The following is a 19,181-nucleotide window of genomic DNA, read 5'->3' as shown; positions in this document are numbered from 1 at the left end:
TTCCCGCCGCCTGCCGCGAAAACCTCCTCCGCGCCGTGCGGCGCTGCCCGCGGACCGGCTTCGTGTTCGCGGTGCCACCGGGCAGGCACGAGCCGTTCGAGGGGCTGCCGGAGGTGCCGCTGTCCCCGCTGTCCGCTGAGGACGGTGACCGGCTGCTGTCCGGGGTGGCGGATCCGACGGTGCGTGCCGCGTTGTTCGCCGCCACGGGCGGCGTGCCCGCGGACCTGCTGGAGCTGGGCGGGAGCGCTGACCCCCGCCCAGCTCGCGGCGCGGCAGCCGCTGCCCCGCGTGCTCCCGGTGCGGGGACGGCAGCGGGCACGGCTGACCGCGGAACTCGCCGCGCTGTCACCGGAGGCACGCCGGCTCGCGCTGATCGTCTGCTGCGACACCGTGCTCGACCTGGGCGTGCTCGCCCGGTGCGGGGAGGACGGGCTGGCCGGATGCCTGCGCTCGGAGTTCGTCCGGGTCAGCGGGGACGAGGTGCGCCCGGCGAGCCCGGTCGTCGGGGCGACCGTGTACGCCGGAGCGAGCGAGGACGAGCGGCGGGCCGCGCACCGCGCGCTGGCCGCGGCGCTCGATCCGCTGAGCCACCGCACGCAGTGGATCTGGCACCGCGCGCGTGCCGGAGGCGAGCCCGGGCCGGAGGTCGCCGGGGAGCTGGTCGAGGCCGCGGCCACCGAACCTCCCGAGCGGGCGACCGAAGCGGTGCGGCGCGCGGCGGAGGTGACCCCGCCCGGGGAGGCGAAGGCGGAACGGCTGATCGCCGCCGCCGGCCGCTACTGGGCGGCGGGTGCCCCGTTCCCCGCGAGGGAGCTGCTGCGCCAGGCACACGAACACGCGACCGGGCCGCGGCTGGGCCGGATCATGGCGCTGCGCGGGGAGATCGAGCTGCGGGACGGCGTGCCCGCGCTCGCCCGGCACGACCTGTCGCTGGCCGCCGAGCACCTGCCCCCGGCCGAAGCCGCGGTGGCGTTGCTGCTCGCGGAGGAGGCCCGCCGGGCGGCCGGGCACCTGCCGGAAGCCACGCCCGACGAATGGCAGACCGTGGCCGCGGCGGCTCCGGACACGCCACCCGTCCGGCTGATGAGCGCCTACTGCTCGGGCATGCACGCCGCGCTGTCCGGGGACCGCGAAACCGGGGGTGCCGCGCTCCGTCGGGTCGTCGAGGAGGGCACCGCCGCCAGGGACGCGCTGTCGGCCGTCCGCGCGAGCGAGGCCGCCATGGTGCTGGGCTCGCCGCGCCTGGCCCACGACCGGGCGGCCGCCGCCGTGAGCAGGGCCCGGCTCGCCTCCGACGACGCGGTGCTGCCCGCAGCACTGGCCCAGCTCGCGCTCACCGCCGTGCTGCTCGACCGGCCGCGGATGGCGCTCGCCGCCGCGGAGGACGGCCTGTCCTCGGCCCGGGCCGCGGGGCAGCGCAACAGCGAGGCCGAGCACCTCGTGCTGTCCGCGCTCGCCGCCGCGTCCCTGGGAGACCGGGACGTCGCCGTGGCACGGCTCGACCAGGCCGCGTCACGGGTGGAGGCGGCGGGGCTGGCGCGCACGGCCGCGCTCGCGCAGTGGGTGCACGCGTGTGTCGACCTGCTCGACGACCAGCCGGAGGACGCGTTGCGGCGGCTGGTCCCGTTGCTCGCCGGGGAGACCGCGCGGCCGATGTTGCGCGTGGCGGCGGCGCCGCAGCTCGTCGAGGCGGCGATCCGGTGTGAACAGCCCGTGCTCGCCGAGGAGGTGCTCAACCGGTACGAGGCGTGGGCGCGGGCCACCGGCACCCCGGCGTGGCAGGCGTTCGCGGCGCGGTGCCGGGCGCTGTACGCCGAGGATTTCGCCGTGGCGGAGCGGCATTTCCAGGAGGCGCTGGAGCTGCACCGGGCCGGGGAGTCGACGCTCGAACTGGCCAGGACCGAACTGCTGTACGCGCGACGGCTCCGGCGGGCGCGTCGTTCGCGCGAGGCCCGCGCCCAGCTGCGGGACGCGCTGCGGCTCGTGCAGGCCTGCCAGGCGGGCTACTGGGAGGAGCGGGTGCGCGCGGAACTGCGGGCGGCGGGCGACAGCGTGGCCCGGCGGAGCGCGCCGTCGCTCGGATCCCTGACGCCGCAGCAGGAGCAGATCGCGCGGCTGGTCGCGGCGGGGGAGACCAACCGGGAGATCGCCGCGCGGCTGATGCTCTCGCAGCGCACGGTCGAACACCACCTGCGCAACATCTTCGTGCGGCTCAACCTGCGGTCCCGCGTGGAGCTGGCCGGCGCGCTCAGCCGCGCGGGCTCGGGCTCCTAGCCGGCCGCGCGGGAGTCCTTGCGGCACAACGCCTGGATCGTGGTGCCGTCGGGTGTCGTGTGGACGCGCACGAGGTCGGCCAGGTGGTTGACGAGCAGCAGGCCACGGCCGCCCTGCTGGTGCGGGGCCGCGGGGCGGCGGCCGACGAGGGGATCGGTGAGGTGGCCACCGTCGCGCACCTCGCAGACCACGTGCTCGTCGTCGTCCCACAGGTGCAGCTGGGCTTTGGCCGCCTCGGTGTGCACGAGGCTGTTCGTGACCAGCTCGGTGGCGATGAGTTCGAGGTCCTGCGCCCGCTCCGGCGCGAGCCCGCGGCGGGTGGCCTCGGCGACGGTGAACCGGCGGACGGCCGACAGCTGCCCGACCTCGTGCACGGCCAGCTCGGCCGCGCCGGACGGCGACTCCAGCGGCTGGTTGTACTGCTGGACCACCGCGTCGGGCGCGTAGCCGTCGCTCGGCAGGACCCTGCCGTCCTCCCACAGCACCGGGTGGGTGGCCCGCGCGTCGGACAGCGCGACCTCGTCGAGCCCGTCGGTGTCGTAGGGGCAGACGATGGTCACGTCGCGGCCGGTGAAGGCGGCGTTGATCAACGCTTCGTGCTGGGCGCACGCCGGGTACTCGCGGCTGCTGCGGCCCGCCCAGATCGGTTCGCCGATGATGCGCACCGGGCGGCCGGCGTGCCGGTCGGCGAAGGCGCGGAGCACACCGGGGATGATGCGGCCGGGGTTGCGGCCCGCGACGGTCATGTCGGTGAGCTGGACGTGCACCGCGTCCGCGCCCAGCGCGTCGCGGAGGAGACCGAGCTGCCTGCCCGGCACGGCGACGGCCACGGGCTCGTCGCGTTCGAGGCCGTGCCGCACGAAGGGCACGAGCCCGGCGAGGTACTGCTCGTCGCCGCTGTAGAACAGGGCGGGGTGCTCGAACCGCTCGCGGGATCTCGTCCCGCTGTCCCCACCGCTTGTCACTGTTACCCCGTTACCGATCGCGCTCGTGCCCTGTGGTCCCGGCCCAGCGCGCGCCACCGGCGCATCCAGACTCACCGCCACCATAGCGCCGTCGCGCCTTGATCGCCCGGGCGAGTCCGGGAGCCGGGCCCCCGGGAACGGGGCTCGGCTCCCCGCGGGTCAGTGCCCCAGCGGCAGGTCGGTGTGCAGGGCGTCGCCCAGGTCGGGCAGGGCGGCGGTGTGGTCGAGCACGCCGAGGTCGGAGATGCCGGTGTGCGCGACGACGCCGGAGGTCGCCGCCTGCGCGGTCGAGACCACGTCGTGCGCGACGTCGGGCACCTGCGCCACGTGCGGCAGCTGGGCCACGTCCGGCAGCGACTGCGGCAGCTGGGTCGCCACGTGCACCGGCACGTCGGCGGGCAGGTCCACCGGCAGGTTCGGCGCGGGCAGGGCGGGCACGTGGCTCAGCGCCTCGGGTACCACCGAAGCGGCGCTGTCGACGTGCTGCGCGACCTCGGAACCGGCCTGGGCGACCGCGTTCGCGACCTGGTCGCCCGCGACCGGGGCGGCGTAACCGGCGATGGCCGCGCTGTCGTTGTAGACCGCGCCCGCGGCACCCGCGACCACGGTGTGCGCGTAGGTCCCGGTCGTGTCGACGGCGGGGGTGCTGTCGCCGAGCAGGTCGGAGTCGAGCGACGAACCGAGGTCGCCGACCGAGCCGAGGCTGGGCAGCGCGATGGCGTCGACGCCCACGGCGTAGGCACCGGCCGGGCTGACCGACTGCACCGCCCCCGCGACCGAGCCGTCGGCCGCGGCCAGCGCGCCGCTGAGCGCCGCGTCGGCGGTGGTGACACCGGTGGTGGCGGACAGGGCGTCACCGCCGGCGGCGACGCTGCCCGCGAGCTGGCCGACCTCGGTGGCGGTCGTGTCGGCGACCGAGGCGCCGCCGCCGCTGACGGCCGCGGCGAGGGTGCTGTCGACGTGCTCACCGGCGTAGGCGACCGAGCCGGCGAGGCCCGAGTCGGAGGCCGAGGTCGCGGTGGCCAGCGAGCCGAGGCCGCCGGGCAGGGTCCCGGCGACGCAGCGGAGGTGCTCGATGGCGCAGTCCAGGTTGTCCGGCAGGTCGGCGGGCAGCGCGGCGAGCGCGGACTCGACGGCCTCGGCGACGGGCGCCGGGACGTGGTCGGTCACCAGGGCGGTGACCTCCTGCACGTCACCCGCGGTGATGTCGGACAGGCCCGCGCCCGCGAGCACGCCGGCCGGGTCGGCGAGGAAGGCCGACTGGCTGGTGCCGTCGGTCACGAGGGACAGCACGAGGTCGTGCAGGGACTGGATCGGCTGGGACAACGGAGTCTCCATGAGGTTTCCGGACAGTGACGATGTGCGCGGCAGCTACCGCACGACCCGGTCGAACCTAGAGATGATCTTCGTCGGTGGCATCGGGGATGAGGCCCGTACTGCCACCCGAAGTAGCCCCATCACCCGATAGGGGGTTAGGGGATTACGCCCTATCGGGTGGGCAAGTGAACTGGTCACCGTCCTGCGAACCAGCTGCCCTCCGGCGCGGGCAGCTCGGGCGGCGGGGCCGGAGCCTCCGGCGGCGCCTCGGGCCAGAGCCGCCGGACGCGCTCCGCCGCGGCCCGGATCTCCTCGCCGGACAGCGTGACGACGAGGTCGGGCAGGTCGCTCCCGGCGATGGTGGCCCGCACGGTCAGCGGTCCCGGCGGGGGCAGCCGGGTCAGGTAGAAGGTCTGCTGGGTGTGCCTGCCCCCGGAGCTGCCAGTGACGCGGAGGAGGCCGCTGTCAGCGCCGTGCCGGCCGAACCGGGGCGCGATCGCGACGGTGCCGTCCGCGAATTCCAGGCCCAGCAGCAGATCGTGGCCCGGGTGGCGGCCGAGCTGGTGCCGCTCGGTCCGGTTGAGCGCGGTCAGGGCGAACTCGACGCCGGAGGAGAAAACGCGGCAGGTGCTCAGGTGCAGCGCTCGCTCGCCATCGGTGACGACGTCCTCGCCCGTCGGCACGGACACGGGCAGTTCGTTGGAGGGTCGCATTCCTCGTGAGCCTGAGAACTGCATCTCTTCACGGTAGGCCGGGAGGCAAATCTCCATTCAACACTGGAGATTGAGTCGATCATCGGCCGTAGATAACCTGGACACGTGGGTGTAGACAGGCTGGATGACGAGGACTACCCCGCGTGGACGATGGGGCAGGCGGCGGAGGCGCTGGACGTGCGCCCCGCGTTCCTCCGCAGTCTCGACGCGGCCGACGTGGTCCAGCCACACCGCTCCAGCGGCGGTCACCGCCGCTACTCGCGCCGGCAGCTCCGCCTGGCGGCGCGCGTCCGCGAGCTGTTCGACAGCGGCATGACCCTCGCCGCGGCCGACCGCATCGTGCGGCTGGAGGACCAGCTCGCGCGCACGCGCGCGGAGAACAAGGAGCTGCGGCGCAGGCTCGGCATGGACGACACCGGCACGCACCGCGAACAGGAGGAGTGACATGGGGCTGGAGAACGTGTGGATCCGGACGCTCAGCGACGGGCTGGTGCGGGCGGACCAGGTCATCGGGATCAGCCACCACCGCACCCCCGCGCTGTCCGGCAAGGCGGGCCGCTGGCTGGTCTCCGTCGCGGTCGCGGCGCCGGCCGGGCACGGCGGCGCCGACGGCTGGCAGCTGACGAGCCTGCACCGGACGCTGGTGCAGACCGACGCCGAGCCGCGGTACGCGCCCGACGCGCTGGCGCGCCTGCTCGCGCAGCTGGCGACCGTCGAGACCGCCGGGGTGATCAACCCCGTGGTGTCCGGGCGCGGCGAGGTCCGGTTCGAGTTCGCCCGCTTCGACAGCGAGCGGCCGCGGCAGCCCGGCGAGGGTGACGTGCCCGAGGCGGGCGAGCGGGTGCCCGAGATCGTCGGCGTCGGCTGAGCGAGCGGCCGCGGCAGCCTGGTGTGGGCGAGGTGCCCGGGGCGGTGCTGGAGTTCGGCGGCGTGCGTTGAGCGAGCGGCCGCGGCTGTCCGGCGAGGGTGACGTGCCCGGGGCGGGCGAGCGGGTGCCCGAGGTCGTCGGCGTCGGCTGAGCGGTCAGGCCACCAGCAGCGTCTTGCCCACCGTGCGGCGGGCGGCCAGCGCCGCGTGCGCTTCCGCCGCCCGCGTCAGCGGGTAGGTCTGGCCGATGAGCGGGACGACGCGCCCGTCGGCGGCGGCCCGCAGGATGCGCTGCACGTCCACTGTGGACGGTTCGACGGGCTCGTGCACGGTGACGCCCCGCGGCTCCGGCAGCACCGCGGGGGAGCCGGAAGCCGTGCCGTAGGCGGAAAAACGGCTCTTGGCGTGGTCGAACGCGATGCGCCCCAGCTCACCGCCGACGCCGTCGAACACCACGTCGGCGTACCCGGCCCGCTCCGCCCAGCCGGGCTCGCCGTAGTCGACCACGACGTCCGCGCCGAGGTCCCGCACCAGCCGAAGCTTGCCCGGTCCGCGTGCGGCGCCGATCACGTGGGCGCCGGCCGCCGCGGCCAGCTGCACGAGCACGCTGCCGATCCCGCCGGCCGCGGGCAGGACGAGCACGGACTCCCCGGGCGAGACGTCGGCGGCCTCGAACAACGCGAGCGCCGTGCTGCCTTCGCGCAGCAGCGCCGCCGCCTCCTGCTCGTGCACCGCGTCGGGCACTTCGAGCACCGCGGACAGCGGCACCGTGACGCGTTCGGCGTACCCGTCACCGTCCACAGTGGCCACCACGCGCCGCCCGAGCCAGTGGCGGGGGACGCCCGCGCCCAGCGCGCCGACCAGGCCGGCGACCCCGCTGTCCGGCCCGGCGCCACCCGGCAGGGCCCGCACTCCGGCGGCGGCCACCTCCACGAGCACTTCGCCGGGTCCCGGCACGGGTGGCGGGGCGTGCCGCACCCGTAGACCGCCACGTCCGTCGGCTTCGACCAGGTGCATGTCCCCTCCGTTCGCCTCCCGGCAGTCTGCTCCCTCGAGCGCGCTCCAGGTCAAGCGAGTAGTTTCCGCACCAGTCCGCGCACCCACTCCGGTTCGGAGGGCAGGTCCGTGAACACGGCGCGGTAGTACAGCGGGCCGAGCAGCCCGTCCGCGGCCTCCTCGACCGTCGGGACCGTGCCGCCCCGTGCCTGCTCCTGGTCGAGGATCGCCTTGAGCTGGGCGTGCCGGTCGCCGGTGCAGGCGCAGCCGCCCTCGGGGCCGGAGCCCAGCGTGGCGCGCATGAGCGCGAGCACGTCCGGATCGGCGAGGTCGGTCGCCACCGCGAGCGCCCACCGTTCCAGGTCCTGCCGCAGGCTGCCGGTCTCCGGCACCACGATGTCACCGCTGAACCGGCTCGAGGCGACGTCGCTGAGCAGCTCGGCCAGTGAGCCCCAGCGCCGGTACACGGTGGTCGGGTGCACCCCCGCGCGCGTCGCGATGAGCGGGAGGGTCACCTCCTCGGCCGGGAGTTCGGCGAGCAGTTCCGCCACGGCGCGGTGCACGGACGCGCGGACGCGCGCGGACCGCCCGCCGGGCCGGGTGGCAGTGGGAGAAGCGGGCATGAAAACAGTATCGCACTGATCGTTGCGTTTGCGCTATGGTGGCTAACGCATTCATCGTTGCTTTTGAGGAGTGACCGTGTCCGACTCGTCCGTCGCCGTCGCGTTGCCCGGGGCGCAGGCCCCGTCCAGACGCCTGCCGCGCGGAGTCACCTTCGCCGCCGTCGCGGCGATCTTCGTGCTGTTCATGGCGGCGTCCAGCGCGCCGTCCCCGCTCTACGTCGTCTACCAGCAGAACTGGCACTTCTCCGCGACCACGCTCACCGCCGTCTTCGCGGTGTACGTCGTGGGCCTGATCGGTTCGCTGCTCGTGCTCGGTGCCCTGTCCGACCACGTGGGGCGCCGTCCCGTGCTCGGCGCGGCGGTGCTGCTGGAGGCCGTCTCGCTGGTGCTCTTCCTCGTCGCCGGCGGGGTGCCGGTGCTGTTCCTCGCCCGCCTGGTGCAGGGCATCGCGACGGGCGCGGCGATGACGACGATGGCCGCGACGCTGGTCGACCTCGACCCGCCGCACGCCCCCGGCCGCGCCGGGATGATCAACGGCGTCGCGCCCACCGCCGGGCTGGCGCTGGGCGCGCTGGGCTGCGGCGCGCTCGTCCAGTTCGGCCCCGCGCCCACCCACCTCGTGTACGCCCTGCTGCTGGCGGGGATGGTGCTCGCCGCGCTGATCGTCGCGGCCATGCCGGAGACCTCGGGCCTGCGGCCGGGCGGGCTGCGGTCGCTGCTGCCGCGGCTCGGCGTGCCGCAGCGGCTGCGCGCCGAGTTCTTCGCGCTGATCCCGATCCTGCTCGCGAGCTGGTCCCTGGGCGGCCTGTACCTCTCGCTCGGCCCGTCGATCGCGTCCGGGTTGTTCGGGCTGACCAACCACCTCGTGGGCGGCCTGGTCGTGACGCTGCTGTGCGGGACCGGTGCGCTGGCGACCTTCCTGCTGCGCACGCGGCCGGTGACGCTCGTGCTGACCACCGGGGCCGCGCTGCTCACCGCCGGGGTGGGCACCACACTCGCCGGGATCGCGGCGCACCTGATCGCGCTCGCCGCGGCGGGCACGGTGATCGCCGGGATCGGCTTCGGCGCGTCGGCGCTGGCCAGTTTCGGCACCCTGGCAAGGATTTCCGCCCCCGCCGAACGGGGCGAGCTGTTCGCCGTCGCGTACGTGATCTCCTACCTCGCGTTCAGCCTGCCCGCCGTCGTCGCGGGCCTGGCGGCCACCGCGTTCGGCCTGCGCCCCACCGCGCTGGTCTACGCGGCGGTGCTCGTCGCGCTGGCGGGCACGGCGCTGGTCATCCAAATGGTGAGACGGCACGCCCACGCCTCGTAACCTGGACGGTGATCTTTTTTCGCAGTTCGTCTGGAGTGCCGATGTCCGCTGTCACCGAACGCCCGCCCGCCGGGAGGTTCCTGTCCCCGTCCCCGACCTCGTGCGCGGCACCCGCGCCCGAGCCGGAGGAGCCGGTGCGGGTGGTGCCGCTGGCGGTCGCCGCGGTGCTCGGCGTGGGGCTGAGCGCGTACGTCTGGGCGTCCTACGGCGCGCGGTTCGGGGCGCTGCTGGTGATCGGCCTGCTGCTGGGAGTGGCGTTGTTCCACTCGCGGTTCGGCTTCACCTCGGCGTGGCGGCAGCTGATCGCCGTGGGCAACGGCACCGGCCTCCGGGCGCACGCGCTGCTCCTCGGCACGGCGGCGACGCTGATCGCGTTGATCGCGGGCACCGGCACCGGGTTGTTCGGTGCCACGCCGAAGATCACCGCCGGGCCGATCGGGCTCGCGTTGTTCGCCGGGGCCGCGTTGTTCGCGGTGGGCATGCAGCTGGGCGGCGCGTGCGCGTCCGGCACCCTGTTCGCGGTGGGCGCCGGGCAGTCGACGATCCTGCTGACGCTCGGCGGGTTCATCGCCGGGTCGGTGTTCTACACGTGGGCGTACCCGGTGTTCACCGGCTGGCCGCAGGTGTCCGGCTTCCTGCTCGCCGACCACGTCGGCTGGTGGGGTTCGTGGGCGGTCACGATCGCGGTGCTGGTGGGCGTGGTCGCGGTGACGCGGGTGGTGCAGGCGCGGCGCACCCCGCCGCCGGTGGGCGTGGTGCCGACGGCGCGGGGTTTCGCGCGGGTCTTCCGCGGGTCGTGGCCGCTGCTGGCCGGTGCGGTGGTGCTCGCCGTGCTGGCCGCGGCGGTGGTGCTGGTGTCGGGCGGCACGTGGGGTGTGACGTTCGCGTTCGCACTGTGGGGCGCGAAGTTGTTGCAGCTGTTCGGATTGCACCCGGAGACGTGGGAGTTCTGGCAGAGCGCGAGCAACGCCAAGTCGCTGGCGGGTCCGGTGTGGACGGACAAGACGAGCCTGACGGACATCGGGATCATCCTCGGCGCGGCGGTCGCGGCCGCCGCTGCGGGTGCGTGGAAGATCCGCGCGGAGATCCCGTGGCGGACGGCCGTCGCGGCGGTGCTCGGCGGGGTGCTGATGGGCATCGGCGCACGGCTGTCCGGCGGCTGCAACATCGGGGCGTACCTGGCGGGCATCTCGACGGGCAGCCTGCACGGCTGGCTGTGGGGCGTGTTCGCACTCGGCGGCACCTGGGTCGGGCTCAAGCTGCGGCCGTTGTTCGGCCTCGGCAATCCGCGTCCGTCGGACAGTGTTTGCTGAGGGACCTCAGCTTCCCGGGCGCCAGCCCAGCGCGGGGCCCAGCCGGGTCGCCATGTCGGTGAGGATCTGGACGTAGTCCTCGTGCTCGAAGGTGAACGGCAGCGCGAACGCGACCTCGTCGACCTCGCGGAACGCGGCGTGGGCGTGCAGCCGCTCGGCGAGCTCGTCCGACGTGCCCACCAGGTCCGGCGCGAACATCATCCGCGCCGGGCCCTGCGGTGTGCGGGTCCGCGGTGTCCGCCGCTCCGCGTAGGCCCGGTACTTCTCGCGCTGGTCCGCGGTCGCCGAATCCGTCGGGATCACCACCAGCCCCTGGGACACCCTGGCCCGCTCGCCGTCGGGGTGGTGCGCGCGGAACTCGCGGATGTGCGAGAGCTGGATCTCGGCGAAGTCCTCCGACTCCTCGGCCTTCACCACGCTGCTGGTCAGGAAGTTCATCCCGTGCTCGCCCGCCCACCGCGCGGACCGCAGGCTGCCGCCGCCGTACCACAGCCGCCGCCCCAGCCCCGGCGAATGCGGCTGCACGCGGTCCGAGAACACCTCGAACCCCTCGGTGCCGCTGAAGTCCGTGGCGGGCTTGCCCCGCACGAAGTCCAGGAACCGCCGCATGCGCTCGTAGCTGAAGTCCTCCACGTCCGCCGTGTCCGGGTACAGCGCGTCCTTCACGCGCTCGTAGTGCATCGGCGGCCCCACGCTCAGGCCCGGGTTGAGCCGCCCGCCGGAGAGGATGTCGACCGTCGCGAGGTCCTCCGCGAGCCGCAGCGGGTTTTCCCAGCCCAGCGGGATCACGGCGGTGCCGAGCTCGATCCGGCTCGTGCGCTGGGAAGCCGCGGCGAGCACGGCCACCGGTGACGAGATGCCGTACTGCAGGTGCCGGTGCCGCACCCAGGCGCTGTCGAACCCCAGCTGCTCGCCGAGTTCGATGACGCCGAGCGTCGACTCGTGCCCGCGCCGCGGATCGGCCTCGTCGAACAGCCCGATGGTGAGGAACCCGAGCTTGCGCAACGGTTCCGGCATGGCGTCCTCCGTTCCCGGCCATGATCTTCCTGCCGCCATCCTGCCAGGCGCGCGGCGGGACGTTCACCATGCGGACGCGGGGGGTACGCCTGGCGTGTGACCGTCTACGAAGCGAACCGGGGCATCGACGCCGAACCCGATCTCGTGCTGAACACGGCAGGGGATCCCGCCAGGACCGGGGCCTGGCTGACCGACGCGCTGGGCGCACGCGACGTCCGGACCGAGACCGAGCCGCCACGGCTGCGGTTCACGTGGCCGGGTGGCCGCGGCGAACTGCACGTCGAGGCCCGCGGCGCGGGCGCGAGCACCGCCCGGCTGCGGCTGGACGGCGGTGACCAGGCCGCGGCGGACCGGGCGCTCGACGCGCTAGCCGCGGTGGTGGACGACAACTTCACCGCGGGCTGAGGGGGTCGCAGGGCCCGGCGGCGGCCCGGGCGCGCTTGCCGCCGCCGTGGTGGACGGCATCGCCGCGGGCTGGGGGCGGGAGGCGGTCGTGTCCGCGCCGCCGGGCGGGCCGGGCGCGATTGCCGCCGTGGTCGACAACTTCGCGGTGGGCTGAGGGGGTCGCAGGGCTTGGCGGCGGGCCGGGCGCGGTTGCCGCCACCGTGGTCGACGGCATCGCCGCGGGCTGGGGGCTGGGGTCGGTCGTGTCCGCGCCGCCGGGCGGGCCGGGCGCGATTGCCGCCGTGGTGACGACTTCACCGCGGGCTGAGGGCGGGATCGCAGCGTGCCAGGCTGGGCGCGCTCGCCGCCGTGGACGACGACATCACCCCGCGCTGAGCACCGGCGCCGGCCGTGTCCGCAGCGCCCACCGCGTCGCGGGCAGCGTCGCCGTGCCGGCGGCCACGAACACCCCCGCGAGGACGAACCAGCCGGGCAGGCCCCAGGTGCCGACGAGCAACGTCAGCGCCGCCGGGCTGATCATCTGCACCGCCGCCTCCGCCGTGGCCGTCATGCCCTGGTAGCGCCCCGTCGCCCCGGGCGGGGTGAGCTCGAGCGTCAGCGCCCACCGCGCGCCGATGAACCACAGCTCCCCGGCCAGGTGCGCGCCCGCCGCGAGCAGGACGACGCCGGCCGCGGCGAACCCGCTGCCGCCCGACGTCGCCGCGAACAACACGCACGCGACCGCGAGCGCGCCGCCCGACCACACCGCCCGCACCGCCGAACGCCGCGCGCTCGTGCAGCCCCGGCTCGCCGGGACCTGCAACAGCGCCACGCCCAGTGAGTTGACGATCACGACGACACCCGCGAGCCCCGCGGGCAGCCCGGTGTCGCGCACCAGCCACAGCGGCAGCGCCGTGGACACCAGACCCCAGCACAGCGACAGCAGACCGGTGCTCGCCGCGACGGCGAGGAACGCCGGATCACCGGACAGCCGGTGCGGGCGCGCCCTGCGGCCCGGGCGCACGGCGGGCACCCGCGTGAGCAGTGCGGCGTAGCCCAGCGACGTGACGGCGTTGACCGCGATCAGCACGTGGAAGGCGGCCGGGGTGTGGAGCGTGAGGCACACGGCTCCGGCCGCGGCGCCGAGCGTGTAGCCGAGGTGGCTGGCGACGCGCTGCCGCGCCAGGTGCCCCATCCTCGTCTCCTCGTCGGCGAGCTGGGCGACGTACGCGGTCCGCACGCCCGCGGCAGCCCGATCGACCGTCGTCTGCACGAGGGCGGCCGAGACGAACACCGCGACGTGGGAGGCGAAGACGAACGCCGCCATCGCGAGCCCCTCGACGGCGGTCAGGCCGATCAGCAGGGCGCGGGGCCCGAAGCGGTCGGCGAGCGCGCCGACCGGGGTGGCGGCGAGCAGCCCCGCGCCGCCCGCGAGCAGCAGCCCGAGCCCCACCACCGGCGCGGGCAGCCCGGCCACGGTCGTGAAGTAGACCGCCCAGGTCGTGAACCACGCGCCCTCGCCGGCGGTCGTGACGAGGATGCCCAGCGCCAGCACCCGGAACGGGCCGGGTGGCGGGATCTGCTCGCGCCAGTACCGGCGCACCGCGTCCATGTACAGACACCTATCACGTATCCGTGAAACGTGAAAGTCGGTGGTAGCCTGACCGGCGTGACTTCGCCCGGGTGGACCAGCGCGGCGCAGCCCGTGGTCGCCACGGTGACGGCGCTCGCCCGCGAGCTGTCGGACCCGATCCGGCTGACCGTGCTGCAGCTGCTCGCCCACGAGGGACCGCACGGCATGACGCAGCTGGCCGACGTCCTCGGCGTCTCGCCCGCACGGCTGGGCAACCACCTCGCGAAGCTCCGGCAGGCCGGGCTCGTCGCCGGTGAGCAGTCGGGCCGCCACGTCACGTACCGGCTCGTCGATCCGTCGGTGACCGCCGTGCTCGACGCGATGGCGGACTACGCCGGCGGCTCGCTGCCGCTGCCCGGCCCCGCCGAGGCGCCCGAACGGCTCTGCTACGACCACGCGGCGGGGCGCCTCGGCGTCGCGCTGCTCGACCACCTGCTGGCGCGGCGCGCGCTCCGCCGCGATCCCGGCAGCGACGCGCTCGAACTCGGCCCCGAGGCGGAGCCGGTGTTGCGCGACTACGGCGTCGACGTCGCGGCGCTCGCCGGGACCCGGCGCAAGGTGGCGACGAGCTGCCTCGACCGGACGCTGCGGCGCCCGCACCTCGGCGGCGCGCTGGGCCACGAGATCCTGTCCTGGCTGCGTGCGGAGGAGCTGGTCGACGTCGCCGGGGACGGGCGGACGCTGAAGATCAGGCGGGGCGCGGAGGACCGGCTGGGGGAGCTGGTGCCGGGACTGCTCAGCGTGGGAGGCCGGCGCGCGAGCGGTGGTCCGCGGCGCGGATGACGGCCTCGACGCGGACGCCGAGCGCGGCGCACAGCGACGCGAGCAGTTCCAGCTTCAGCGCGCGGTAACCGCTTTCGTAACCGGAGATCGACGAGGGCGCGATGAGCCCTCCCGTGCGGGAACTGAGGTCCGCCCTCGTCCACCCTCGCCGTACTCGGAGTTCGCGGAGGATGTTTCCCACGGCCACGGCGAAAGCGGTCGGCCGTGCGGAGGCGGGGTCCCTGGGTCTCATGTGGACCCGACGCCGTGCTCGCTGTGCCATGACGCGGTTTCCCGGCGCGACCCCGCGGTGTGACCCCCGTCTCAACCGGACCCGTTCGCGTGTCTCTGACCGGCGGTGATCCACCCCCGGCCGAATTCCTCCGAAAAAGGTGGTCGTCCTGCGACATGCCGTGCGCGCGAAGCCTGTCTAGGAGTCAGTGGCAACCGAGCAGAGGGAGCGGAAGCGGGGATGAAGGGCATCGTCCGGGTACCGGTCACCGGAGCGGTGGCGCGGTACCGCGGCTACCGCCGGACCGTGTGCGCCTGCGGGCGCGCGCAACGGCGGCTGCGGGTGTTCGGCACGCCGTGGTACGACGCCGACGGGGTACTGCGGACCCGTCGTGCCGTGCGGCGCGACCTGCGGGCCCAGGCGGCGGCCTGGCACCCCGACCCGGCCTGCGACCTGTGCCGGCGCGGGATTCCCGCGCCGCGGAACGCACCAGAAGGGAACACGGGCATGGGGATCTTCCGGAAGCTGCGGGAAGCGGGCGACAAGGTCGAGCAGATCCTGCGCGAGGAACTGGGCGAGCCGCTGCCGTCCGACGAGCCGGCCCGCCGCCCCGAGCGGAACCCGGCCGGCGGCCGGTAGTGGCGCCGTACCGGCTGCTCCCTCGGGGCGGGCCGGTCGACCTGTGCAACCGCGCCGCGCTGGCGGCCCTGGTGCGCACCGGTCCCGACTGGTACGCGCGGACGGTCAACTACCTGCGGCTGCCGCGGGCACGGCTGGACGAGCTCCGGAACTCGTTGCTGGCACTGGGAATGGCGTGCGACGGGGCGGCACTGGGGTGCCCATCGCCGCGGCTGCCCGAACCGCGCCGGTTCGGGCTCGTGCCCGTGCCCGACGAGTTCGGCTTCCCCGTGTGGACCGGCCGGCGGTGCGCGGAGTTCGCGGCAGCGCAGGCAAGGGCGCTCTCGGCGGGGCTGCCGCCGGGCGTCCCCGGTATCCCGGTGCACAAGCTGACCGACGGTGGCTGGCTGGTCAGCCGTGCGGAGTGCGCCTCCGCGCTGGCCGCCTACCGCGGGGAACGCGCCCGCGGCACCCCGCACCCGCGCTCGTTCGGCGACGACTTCGTGACGTTCCTGACCGCGTGTGCCGGGGCGAGCGGGTTCGTCGTGGGACGCGCGGTGACGGCCCGGCCCGCGCAGGCGCTGCTCGACGTGAGCTGACCGCCCGTCAGGACAGCAGGCCCGCGCGCAGCGCCTTGGCCACCGCCTCGGCCCGGGTGCGGGCGCGGAGACGCCTGCGGGCGGAGAGCATGAGCGCGCGCCCGGTGCCGACCGAGATGTGCAGGCGTGCCGCGGTCTCCTCGACGGTCAGCCCCTCGGCGGCAGCGGCCAGTACGTCCACTTCGGACTGAGTCAGCCGGGCGGCCGGACTGTCCACTGTGGCCGAAACGGCACGCATCATCGACCCGATCTCGGCTGTCGCGGCGAGCAGGTGCGCCGGCAGCCCGGCGAGACCCTCCAGGCTGAGCACGCCCTGGACGACCGTGGTCAGCCGCGCCCATTCGCCCGGGGTGAGCGTGTCCTGCTCGGCCAGGAGCACGAACAGCGCGGCGGTGGGCAACGCCGCGCGCGTCGCGCTGGCCGCGGAGAGCGGGTCCGGAGTGGACTGGTCGACGATCACGATGGCCGACCGCGGATCCTCGAACAGCTCCCGGATCTCGCCGCGCACGGCGCCACGCCAGACCAGGCGCGGCTCGTCGGCCAGCAGCCGGTGCAGCAGCGCCTGGCGCTCGCGGTCCTCGCCGAGGTAGGCGACCTCCGGGGCGGGGCCGGTCGGAGGGGGCGCGGTGGTGCCGGGCACGTAGTCCTCGTGCACGCTCACGGTCGTGCCTCACCCTCCGTACCGGGTCCGGGGACTCGCACCGGTCCTGCGTCACTCTCCGCAATGTTGATCATAGTCTCCTCCAGCTCCACCGTCCGGGGGGACCGGGTGACGGAAGAGGGCGGAAACTCCCGCGATGATCCGGGTGCCCGTGTCGGGCCGTCGTAACCATCCTGTGCTCCTTCGTCGCGGAACGCGGAAAAGCCGCTGGCAAAACGGAGTAATGTGATCGTGCTGTTATCACGGACCTCCTGCGTGGCGGCACTATCGGGGTTTCCGAAAGCCCCGTTACGAACGTGAAGTTCTCTTCACTCTTTTGGCAGCGGTGACTACGCGCTGCGTGACCGGATCCACCATCAGTAGTACATGTTCACCCGATTGGATTGCTCGGTCTGTAGTTGCATGGGACTCCTCAGTGAGCAGTGGGAAGAGGAGGGGCGGATGAGCGAGGTGCTGGCGGAGAGAGTCGAGGAGCTGCCCGACGAGGAGTTGCTGACGGCCGCGCGAGCCGGGAACAGGGCAGCCTTCACCCAGCTTTACCAGCGGCACCACGCCGACGCGGTGCGGTACGCGCGGCGGTTCGTGCGGACGACGGCGGACGCGGAGGACGTGGCCGCGAACGCCCTGCTGCGCCTGATGCTGGCGCTCGAAGCGGGCCGGGGACCGCTCACGAACGTGCCGGCGTACCTGCGCACGACCGTCCGCCGCCTGGCGATCGACCTGGCCACCCGCAACGCGCGCAGCCTCGCGATCGGGCTGGACTGCACGCCCGCGGACGGGCGCCGCCACCTCGACGAGAAGGAGCGCGACGCGATACTGGAGCTCGCGTTCACCGGGCTGCCGCCGCGCTGGCGCGAAGTGCTCTGGCTGGTCGAGGTCGTCGGTTACCGCCCGCAGGACATCGCCGCCGAGCTGCGCATCGCCCGCCCCGCGGCGTGTTCCCTGCTGTGGCGCGCCCGCACGGCGCTGCGCAAGCGGTACGACGAGCTCAGCGCGTGCGTGCCCACGGAGGGGTGAGTGCCGGTTCAGGGCAGGGGTTCGCGCACCAGCTCGGGGAAGCTGGACACCAGCCACTCCGCGAGCGCGGGCGGATCACCCTCCGGCCGGGGCAGGACCACGGTCTCCAGCCCGTCCAGTTCGGCGATCCCGGCGAGCAGCGCCTCCAGCTCCTGTCCCCGCTCGGGGCCGGAGACGAGCACCGACAGGCTGCACGGCCCGAGGTAGCAGGCCGACTCGTATGCGCCGAGCGGGTCGATCCGGTCCGCGATCGACATCCGCAGGGACTGCCCGTCGTCGGTGCGCCAGCGCGCCACCCACACGTACGGCGCCTGCTCGAGGCTGCCCCGGTAGGTGAGGTCGGCGAGGAACGCGGTGCGGGTGCGGAACGCGGTGAGCGGATCGGCGAGCTGCGCGAGCGTGTGGTCACGGGCGACGACCCAGCGCGCGGCCTCTTCGCCCATCCGCACCAGCTGCCCGGCCGTGACGGCGGCGGGCCGGGTGAGGCACGCGGCGAGCGCCGCGACGTCGAGCGCGAACTCGTCGGGGGTGGCCGCCTGGTCGAACCGCTGGTCGGCGAGCGCCCGCAGGGCCGAGGGCAGGTCGACGCCGTCGAGGCAGGCGTGCACGACCCGGGTCGTGGCTTCGACCTCCCACGGGACTTCGTCGGGCCACTCGGGCCCGTCGGCCTTCGCGCGCCACGCCCGCAGCAGTTCGGTGGGGGAGAAGGCAGCGTCGTCCGCCAGGCCGGCGGGCTGCCGGCACTGTGCCGGGTCGTGCTGCTGGGCCACTGACCACACCTTCCCAGTGCGTCGCTCGTTCCGGCCGTACGGCGGCGCGACGGAGGATACGCAATCTACTCAACGCTGAAAGCTTCTGGGCTGCGGGCCGGGAGCGGAACCCCCGGGTGACACGAACGGGTGTGATCTGACGCACAAAGGCCATTGTGGAGTTTGGCCTGTTCGCGGCAGGGGTAGCCGGAATCGCTGTAGGCGGTCGTTGACGCTCTGTAAAAGGGAGCGGAATTTCCGTCACGCTGAGTCATGCGCTCTGTGCAAAACGGAGTAGTGTGACCGTGCCGTTATCTTCGCTCCGTGGCGTGCGCGCACTATCGGCTCGCCGTAAACGCCTGTTACCTGACCTGCGCCGATTCACTCTACGGGGCGGCAGGAGGTAGCCGGACAGGGCGCCGGGGCCTTTTGCGTCACCTCATCGTCACCCGAACGGGAGGCGCGGTTCGTAGTTGCATGAGCACCGCTGAAGCGTTTGACGAGAAGGGGCACATGAGTGAAGCGCTGGCGGAGACAGTGGACGAACTGCCGGACGAAAGCCTGCTGGCGCAGGCACGGTCCGGCAACCGCGCCGCTCTCACTCAGCTCTACCGGCGCCACCAGCACGAGGTGCTGCGGTACGCGCGCAAGGTCGTGCGGTCGGTCGCGGACGCCGAGGACGTGTCGGCCGACGCGCTGCTGCGGATGATGACGGCGCTGCGCGCGGGCAAGGGGCCGCAGACCAACGTCCCCGCGTACCTGCGCACCACGGTGCGGCGGCTCGCGATCGACCTCATGACGCGCAATTCCCGCACCGTCGCGGTTGGACTGAGCTGTTCCGGGGCGGAAGCCCGGCAGGCGCAGCAGGTCCGCGTCACCGGCGGGGAATCCGAGGCGATCCTCGAACTGGCCTTCACCGCGCTGCCCGCGCGCTGGCGTGAGGTGCTGTGGATGTCGGAGGTGCTGGGCTACCGGCCGCAGGAGATCGCCGCCACGTTCGGCATCGCCGCGCCCGCCGCGTGTTCGCTGCTGTGGCGCGCCCGCACGGCGCTCAAGCGGCGCTTCGACGAACTCGGCGCCTGCGTGCCCGCCGACGCCTGAGGCGGTCCCGCGACAGGCTCGTCCGTCC

The 19,181-nt window shown here is 74.2% G+C and carries 21 protein-coding genes; 11 read left to right on the top strand and 10 right to left on the bottom strand.

The genetic code is table 11. The features are described from left to right. Positions 1-183 precede the first annotated feature (183 nt). On the top strand, positions 184-2,274 hold the full coding sequence (locus tag BMZ92_RS09165) for a helix-turn-helix transcriptional regulator (protein ID WP_143249829.1): 2,091 nt from the start codon (positions 184-186) through the stop codon (positions 2,272-2,274). On the opposite strand, the gene BMZ92_RS09160 is transcribed toward BMZ92_RS09165, so the two are convergent. From BMZ92_RS09160 to BMZ92_RS09150, 3 genes are all read right to left on the bottom strand, one after another. Next, positions 2,271-3,239: a sensor histidine kinase gene (locus BMZ92_RS09160; RefSeq protein WP_245782969.1), complete on the bottom strand. Its 969-nt coding sequence runs from the start codon at positions 3,237-3,239 to the stop codon at positions 2,271-2,273. The two genes, BMZ92_RS09165 and BMZ92_RS09160, sit on opposite strands and share 4 nt — an antisense overlap. Positions 3,240-3,398: 159 nt before the next feature. Beyond that, complete coding sequence (locus tag BMZ92_RS09155) at positions 3,399-4,565, bottom strand: IniB N-terminal domain-containing protein (RefSeq protein ID WP_143249828.1); 1,167 nt, start codon at positions 4,563-4,565, stop codon at positions 3,399-3,401. Positions 4,566-4,750: 185 nt separating this feature from the next. Beyond that, positions 4,751-5,269, bottom strand: coding sequence for a hypothetical protein (locus BMZ92_RS09150; protein WP_091505329.1), 519 nt, complete (start codon positions 5,267-5,269; stop codon positions 4,751-4,753). 105 nt (positions 5,270-5,374) lie between these two features. Here BMZ92_RS09150 and BMZ92_RS09145 point away from each other — a divergent pair, with 105 nt between their 5' ends. Together BMZ92_RS09145 and BMZ92_RS09140 are read left to right on the top strand one after the other, a co-directional pair. Beyond that, positions 5,375-5,713, top strand: coding sequence for a MerR family transcriptional regulator (locus BMZ92_RS09145; RefSeq protein ID WP_245782968.1), 339 nt, complete (start codon positions 5,375-5,377; stop codon positions 5,711-5,713). Between the two features lies 1 nt (position 5,714). Next, positions 5,715-6,137 carry a hypothetical protein gene (locus BMZ92_RS09140; RefSeq protein ID WP_245782967.1) on the top strand — a complete coding sequence of 141 codons (423 nt, stop codon included), beginning with the start codon at positions 5,715-5,717 and terminating at the stop codon, positions 6,135-6,137. A 155-nt stretch (positions 6,138-6,292) separates the two neighbouring features. Here the strand turns inward: BMZ92_RS09140 and BMZ92_RS09135 are convergent, their stop codons facing one another. Together BMZ92_RS09135 and BMZ92_RS09130 are read right to left on the bottom strand one after the other, a co-directional pair. Then, positions 6,293-7,153 (bottom strand): zinc-binding dehydrogenase, encoded by an 861-nt coding sequence (locus BMZ92_RS09135; RefSeq protein WP_091505327.1) that lies wholly within the window; start codon positions 7,151-7,153, stop codon positions 6,293-6,295. Positions 7,154-7,203: 50 nt separating this feature from the next. Beyond that, on the bottom strand, positions 7,204-7,755 hold the full coding sequence (locus BMZ92_RS09130) for a TetR/AcrR family transcriptional regulator (protein WP_091505326.1): 552 nt from the start codon (positions 7,753-7,755) through the stop codon (positions 7,204-7,206). A 76-nt stretch (positions 7,756-7,831) separates the two neighbouring features. Here BMZ92_RS09130 and BMZ92_RS09125 point away from each other — a divergent pair, with 76 nt between their 5' ends. Both BMZ92_RS09125 and BMZ92_RS09120 read left to right on the top strand, forming a co-directional pair. Continuing rightward, positions 7,832-9,067 (top strand): MFS transporter, encoded by a 1,236-nt coding sequence (locus tag BMZ92_RS09125; RefSeq protein ID WP_091505325.1) that lies wholly within the window; start codon positions 7,832-7,834, stop codon positions 9,065-9,067. A 41-nt stretch (positions 9,068-9,108) separates the two neighbouring features. After that, positions 9,109-10,380, top strand: coding sequence for a YeeE/YedE family protein (locus BMZ92_RS09120; RefSeq protein WP_091505324.1), 1,272 nt, complete (start codon positions 9,109-9,111; stop codon positions 10,378-10,380). Positions 10,381-10,386: 6 nt separating this feature from the next. On the opposite strand, the gene BMZ92_RS09115 is transcribed toward BMZ92_RS09120, so the two are convergent. After that, entirely contained in the window at positions 10,387-11,397 is a 1,011-nt protein-coding gene (locus BMZ92_RS09115) for an LLM class flavin-dependent oxidoreductase (RefSeq protein WP_091505323.1), read from the bottom strand. Positions 11,398-11,493: 96 nt separating this feature from the next. Here BMZ92_RS09115 and BMZ92_RS09110 point away from each other — a divergent pair, with 96 nt between their 5' ends. After that, positions 11,494-11,802 (top strand): hypothetical protein, encoded by a 309-nt coding sequence (locus tag BMZ92_RS09110; RefSeq protein ID WP_091505322.1) that lies wholly within the window; start codon positions 11,494-11,496, stop codon positions 11,800-11,802. Positions 11,803-12,163: 361 nt separating this feature from the next. On the opposite strand, the gene BMZ92_RS09105 is transcribed toward BMZ92_RS09110, so the two are convergent. Further along, positions 12,164-13,393, bottom strand: coding sequence for an MFS transporter (locus BMZ92_RS09105; protein ID WP_091505321.1), 1,230 nt, complete (start codon positions 13,391-13,393; stop codon positions 12,164-12,166). A gap of 57 nt (positions 13,394-13,450) precedes the next feature. Here BMZ92_RS09105 and BMZ92_RS09100 point away from each other — a divergent pair, with 57 nt between their 5' ends. Then, positions 13,451-14,197 carry an ArsR/SmtB family transcription factor gene (locus BMZ92_RS09100; protein WP_177228613.1) on the top strand — a complete coding sequence of 249 codons (747 nt, stop codon included), beginning with the start codon at positions 13,451-13,453 and terminating at the stop codon, positions 14,195-14,197. Here BMZ92_RS09100 and BMZ92_RS09095 read toward each other — a convergent pair. Beyond that, positions 14,151-14,384, bottom strand: a complete 234-nt coding sequence (locus BMZ92_RS09095) for a helix-turn-helix domain-containing protein (RefSeq protein WP_218153426.1) — start codon at positions 14,382-14,384, stop codon at positions 14,151-14,153. The two genes, BMZ92_RS09100 and BMZ92_RS09095, sit on opposite strands and share 47 nt — an antisense overlap. Before the next feature lie 264 nt (positions 14,385-14,648). Here BMZ92_RS09095 and BMZ92_RS37300 point away from each other — a divergent pair, with 264 nt between their 5' ends. Together BMZ92_RS37300 and BMZ92_RS09085 are read left to right on the top strand one after the other, a co-directional pair. Next, a complete protein-coding gene (locus BMZ92_RS37300; protein ID WP_177228611.1) occupies positions 14,649-15,047 on the top strand; it encodes a hypothetical protein in 399 nt (132 codons plus the stop codon). Next, positions 15,047-15,625, top strand: a complete 579-nt coding sequence (locus BMZ92_RS09085) for a hypothetical protein (protein WP_091505318.1) — start codon at positions 15,047-15,049, stop codon at positions 15,623-15,625. The genes BMZ92_RS37300 and BMZ92_RS09085 overlap by 1 nt, the downstream gene beginning before the upstream one ends. Before the next feature lie 7 nt (positions 15,626-15,632). On the opposite strand, the gene BMZ92_RS09080 is transcribed toward BMZ92_RS09085, so the two are convergent. Next, a complete protein-coding gene (locus BMZ92_RS09080; protein WP_091505317.1) occupies positions 15,633-16,286 on the bottom strand; it encodes a LuxR C-terminal-related transcriptional regulator in 654 nt (217 codons plus the stop codon). Positions 16,287-16,727: 441 nt separating this feature from the next. Here BMZ92_RS09080 and BMZ92_RS09075 point away from each other — a divergent pair, with 441 nt between their 5' ends. After that, the gene (locus tag BMZ92_RS09075) at positions 16,728-17,303 is read left to right on the top strand and encodes an RNA polymerase sigma factor (RefSeq protein ID WP_177228610.1); all 576 of its coding nucleotides are present in this window, start codon (positions 16,728-16,730) and stop codon (positions 17,301-17,303) included. Positions 17,304-17,311: 8 nt separating this feature from the next. Here the strand turns inward: BMZ92_RS09075 and BMZ92_RS09070 are convergent, their stop codons facing one another. Further along, on the bottom strand, positions 17,312-18,073 hold the full coding sequence (locus tag BMZ92_RS09070; RefSeq protein WP_091505315.1) for a hypothetical protein: 762 nt from the start codon (positions 18,071-18,073) through the stop codon (positions 17,312-17,314). A gap of 492 nt (positions 18,074-18,565) precedes the next feature. Here BMZ92_RS09070 and BMZ92_RS09065 point away from each other — a divergent pair, with 492 nt between their 5' ends. Continuing rightward, a complete protein-coding gene (locus BMZ92_RS09065) occupies positions 18,566-19,153 on the top strand; it encodes an RNA polymerase sigma factor (RefSeq protein WP_177228609.1) in 588 nt (195 codons plus the stop codon). Positions 19,154-19,181 lie beyond the last annotated feature (28 nt).

It is taken from the genome of Amycolatopsis sacchari (assembly GCF_900114035.1).
Lineage (GTDB): Bacteria > Actinomycetota > Actinomycetes > Mycobacteriales > Pseudonocardiaceae > Amycolatopsis_E > Amycolatopsis_E sacchari.
This window is presented reverse-complemented; position numbering and strand designations above follow the sequence as displayed.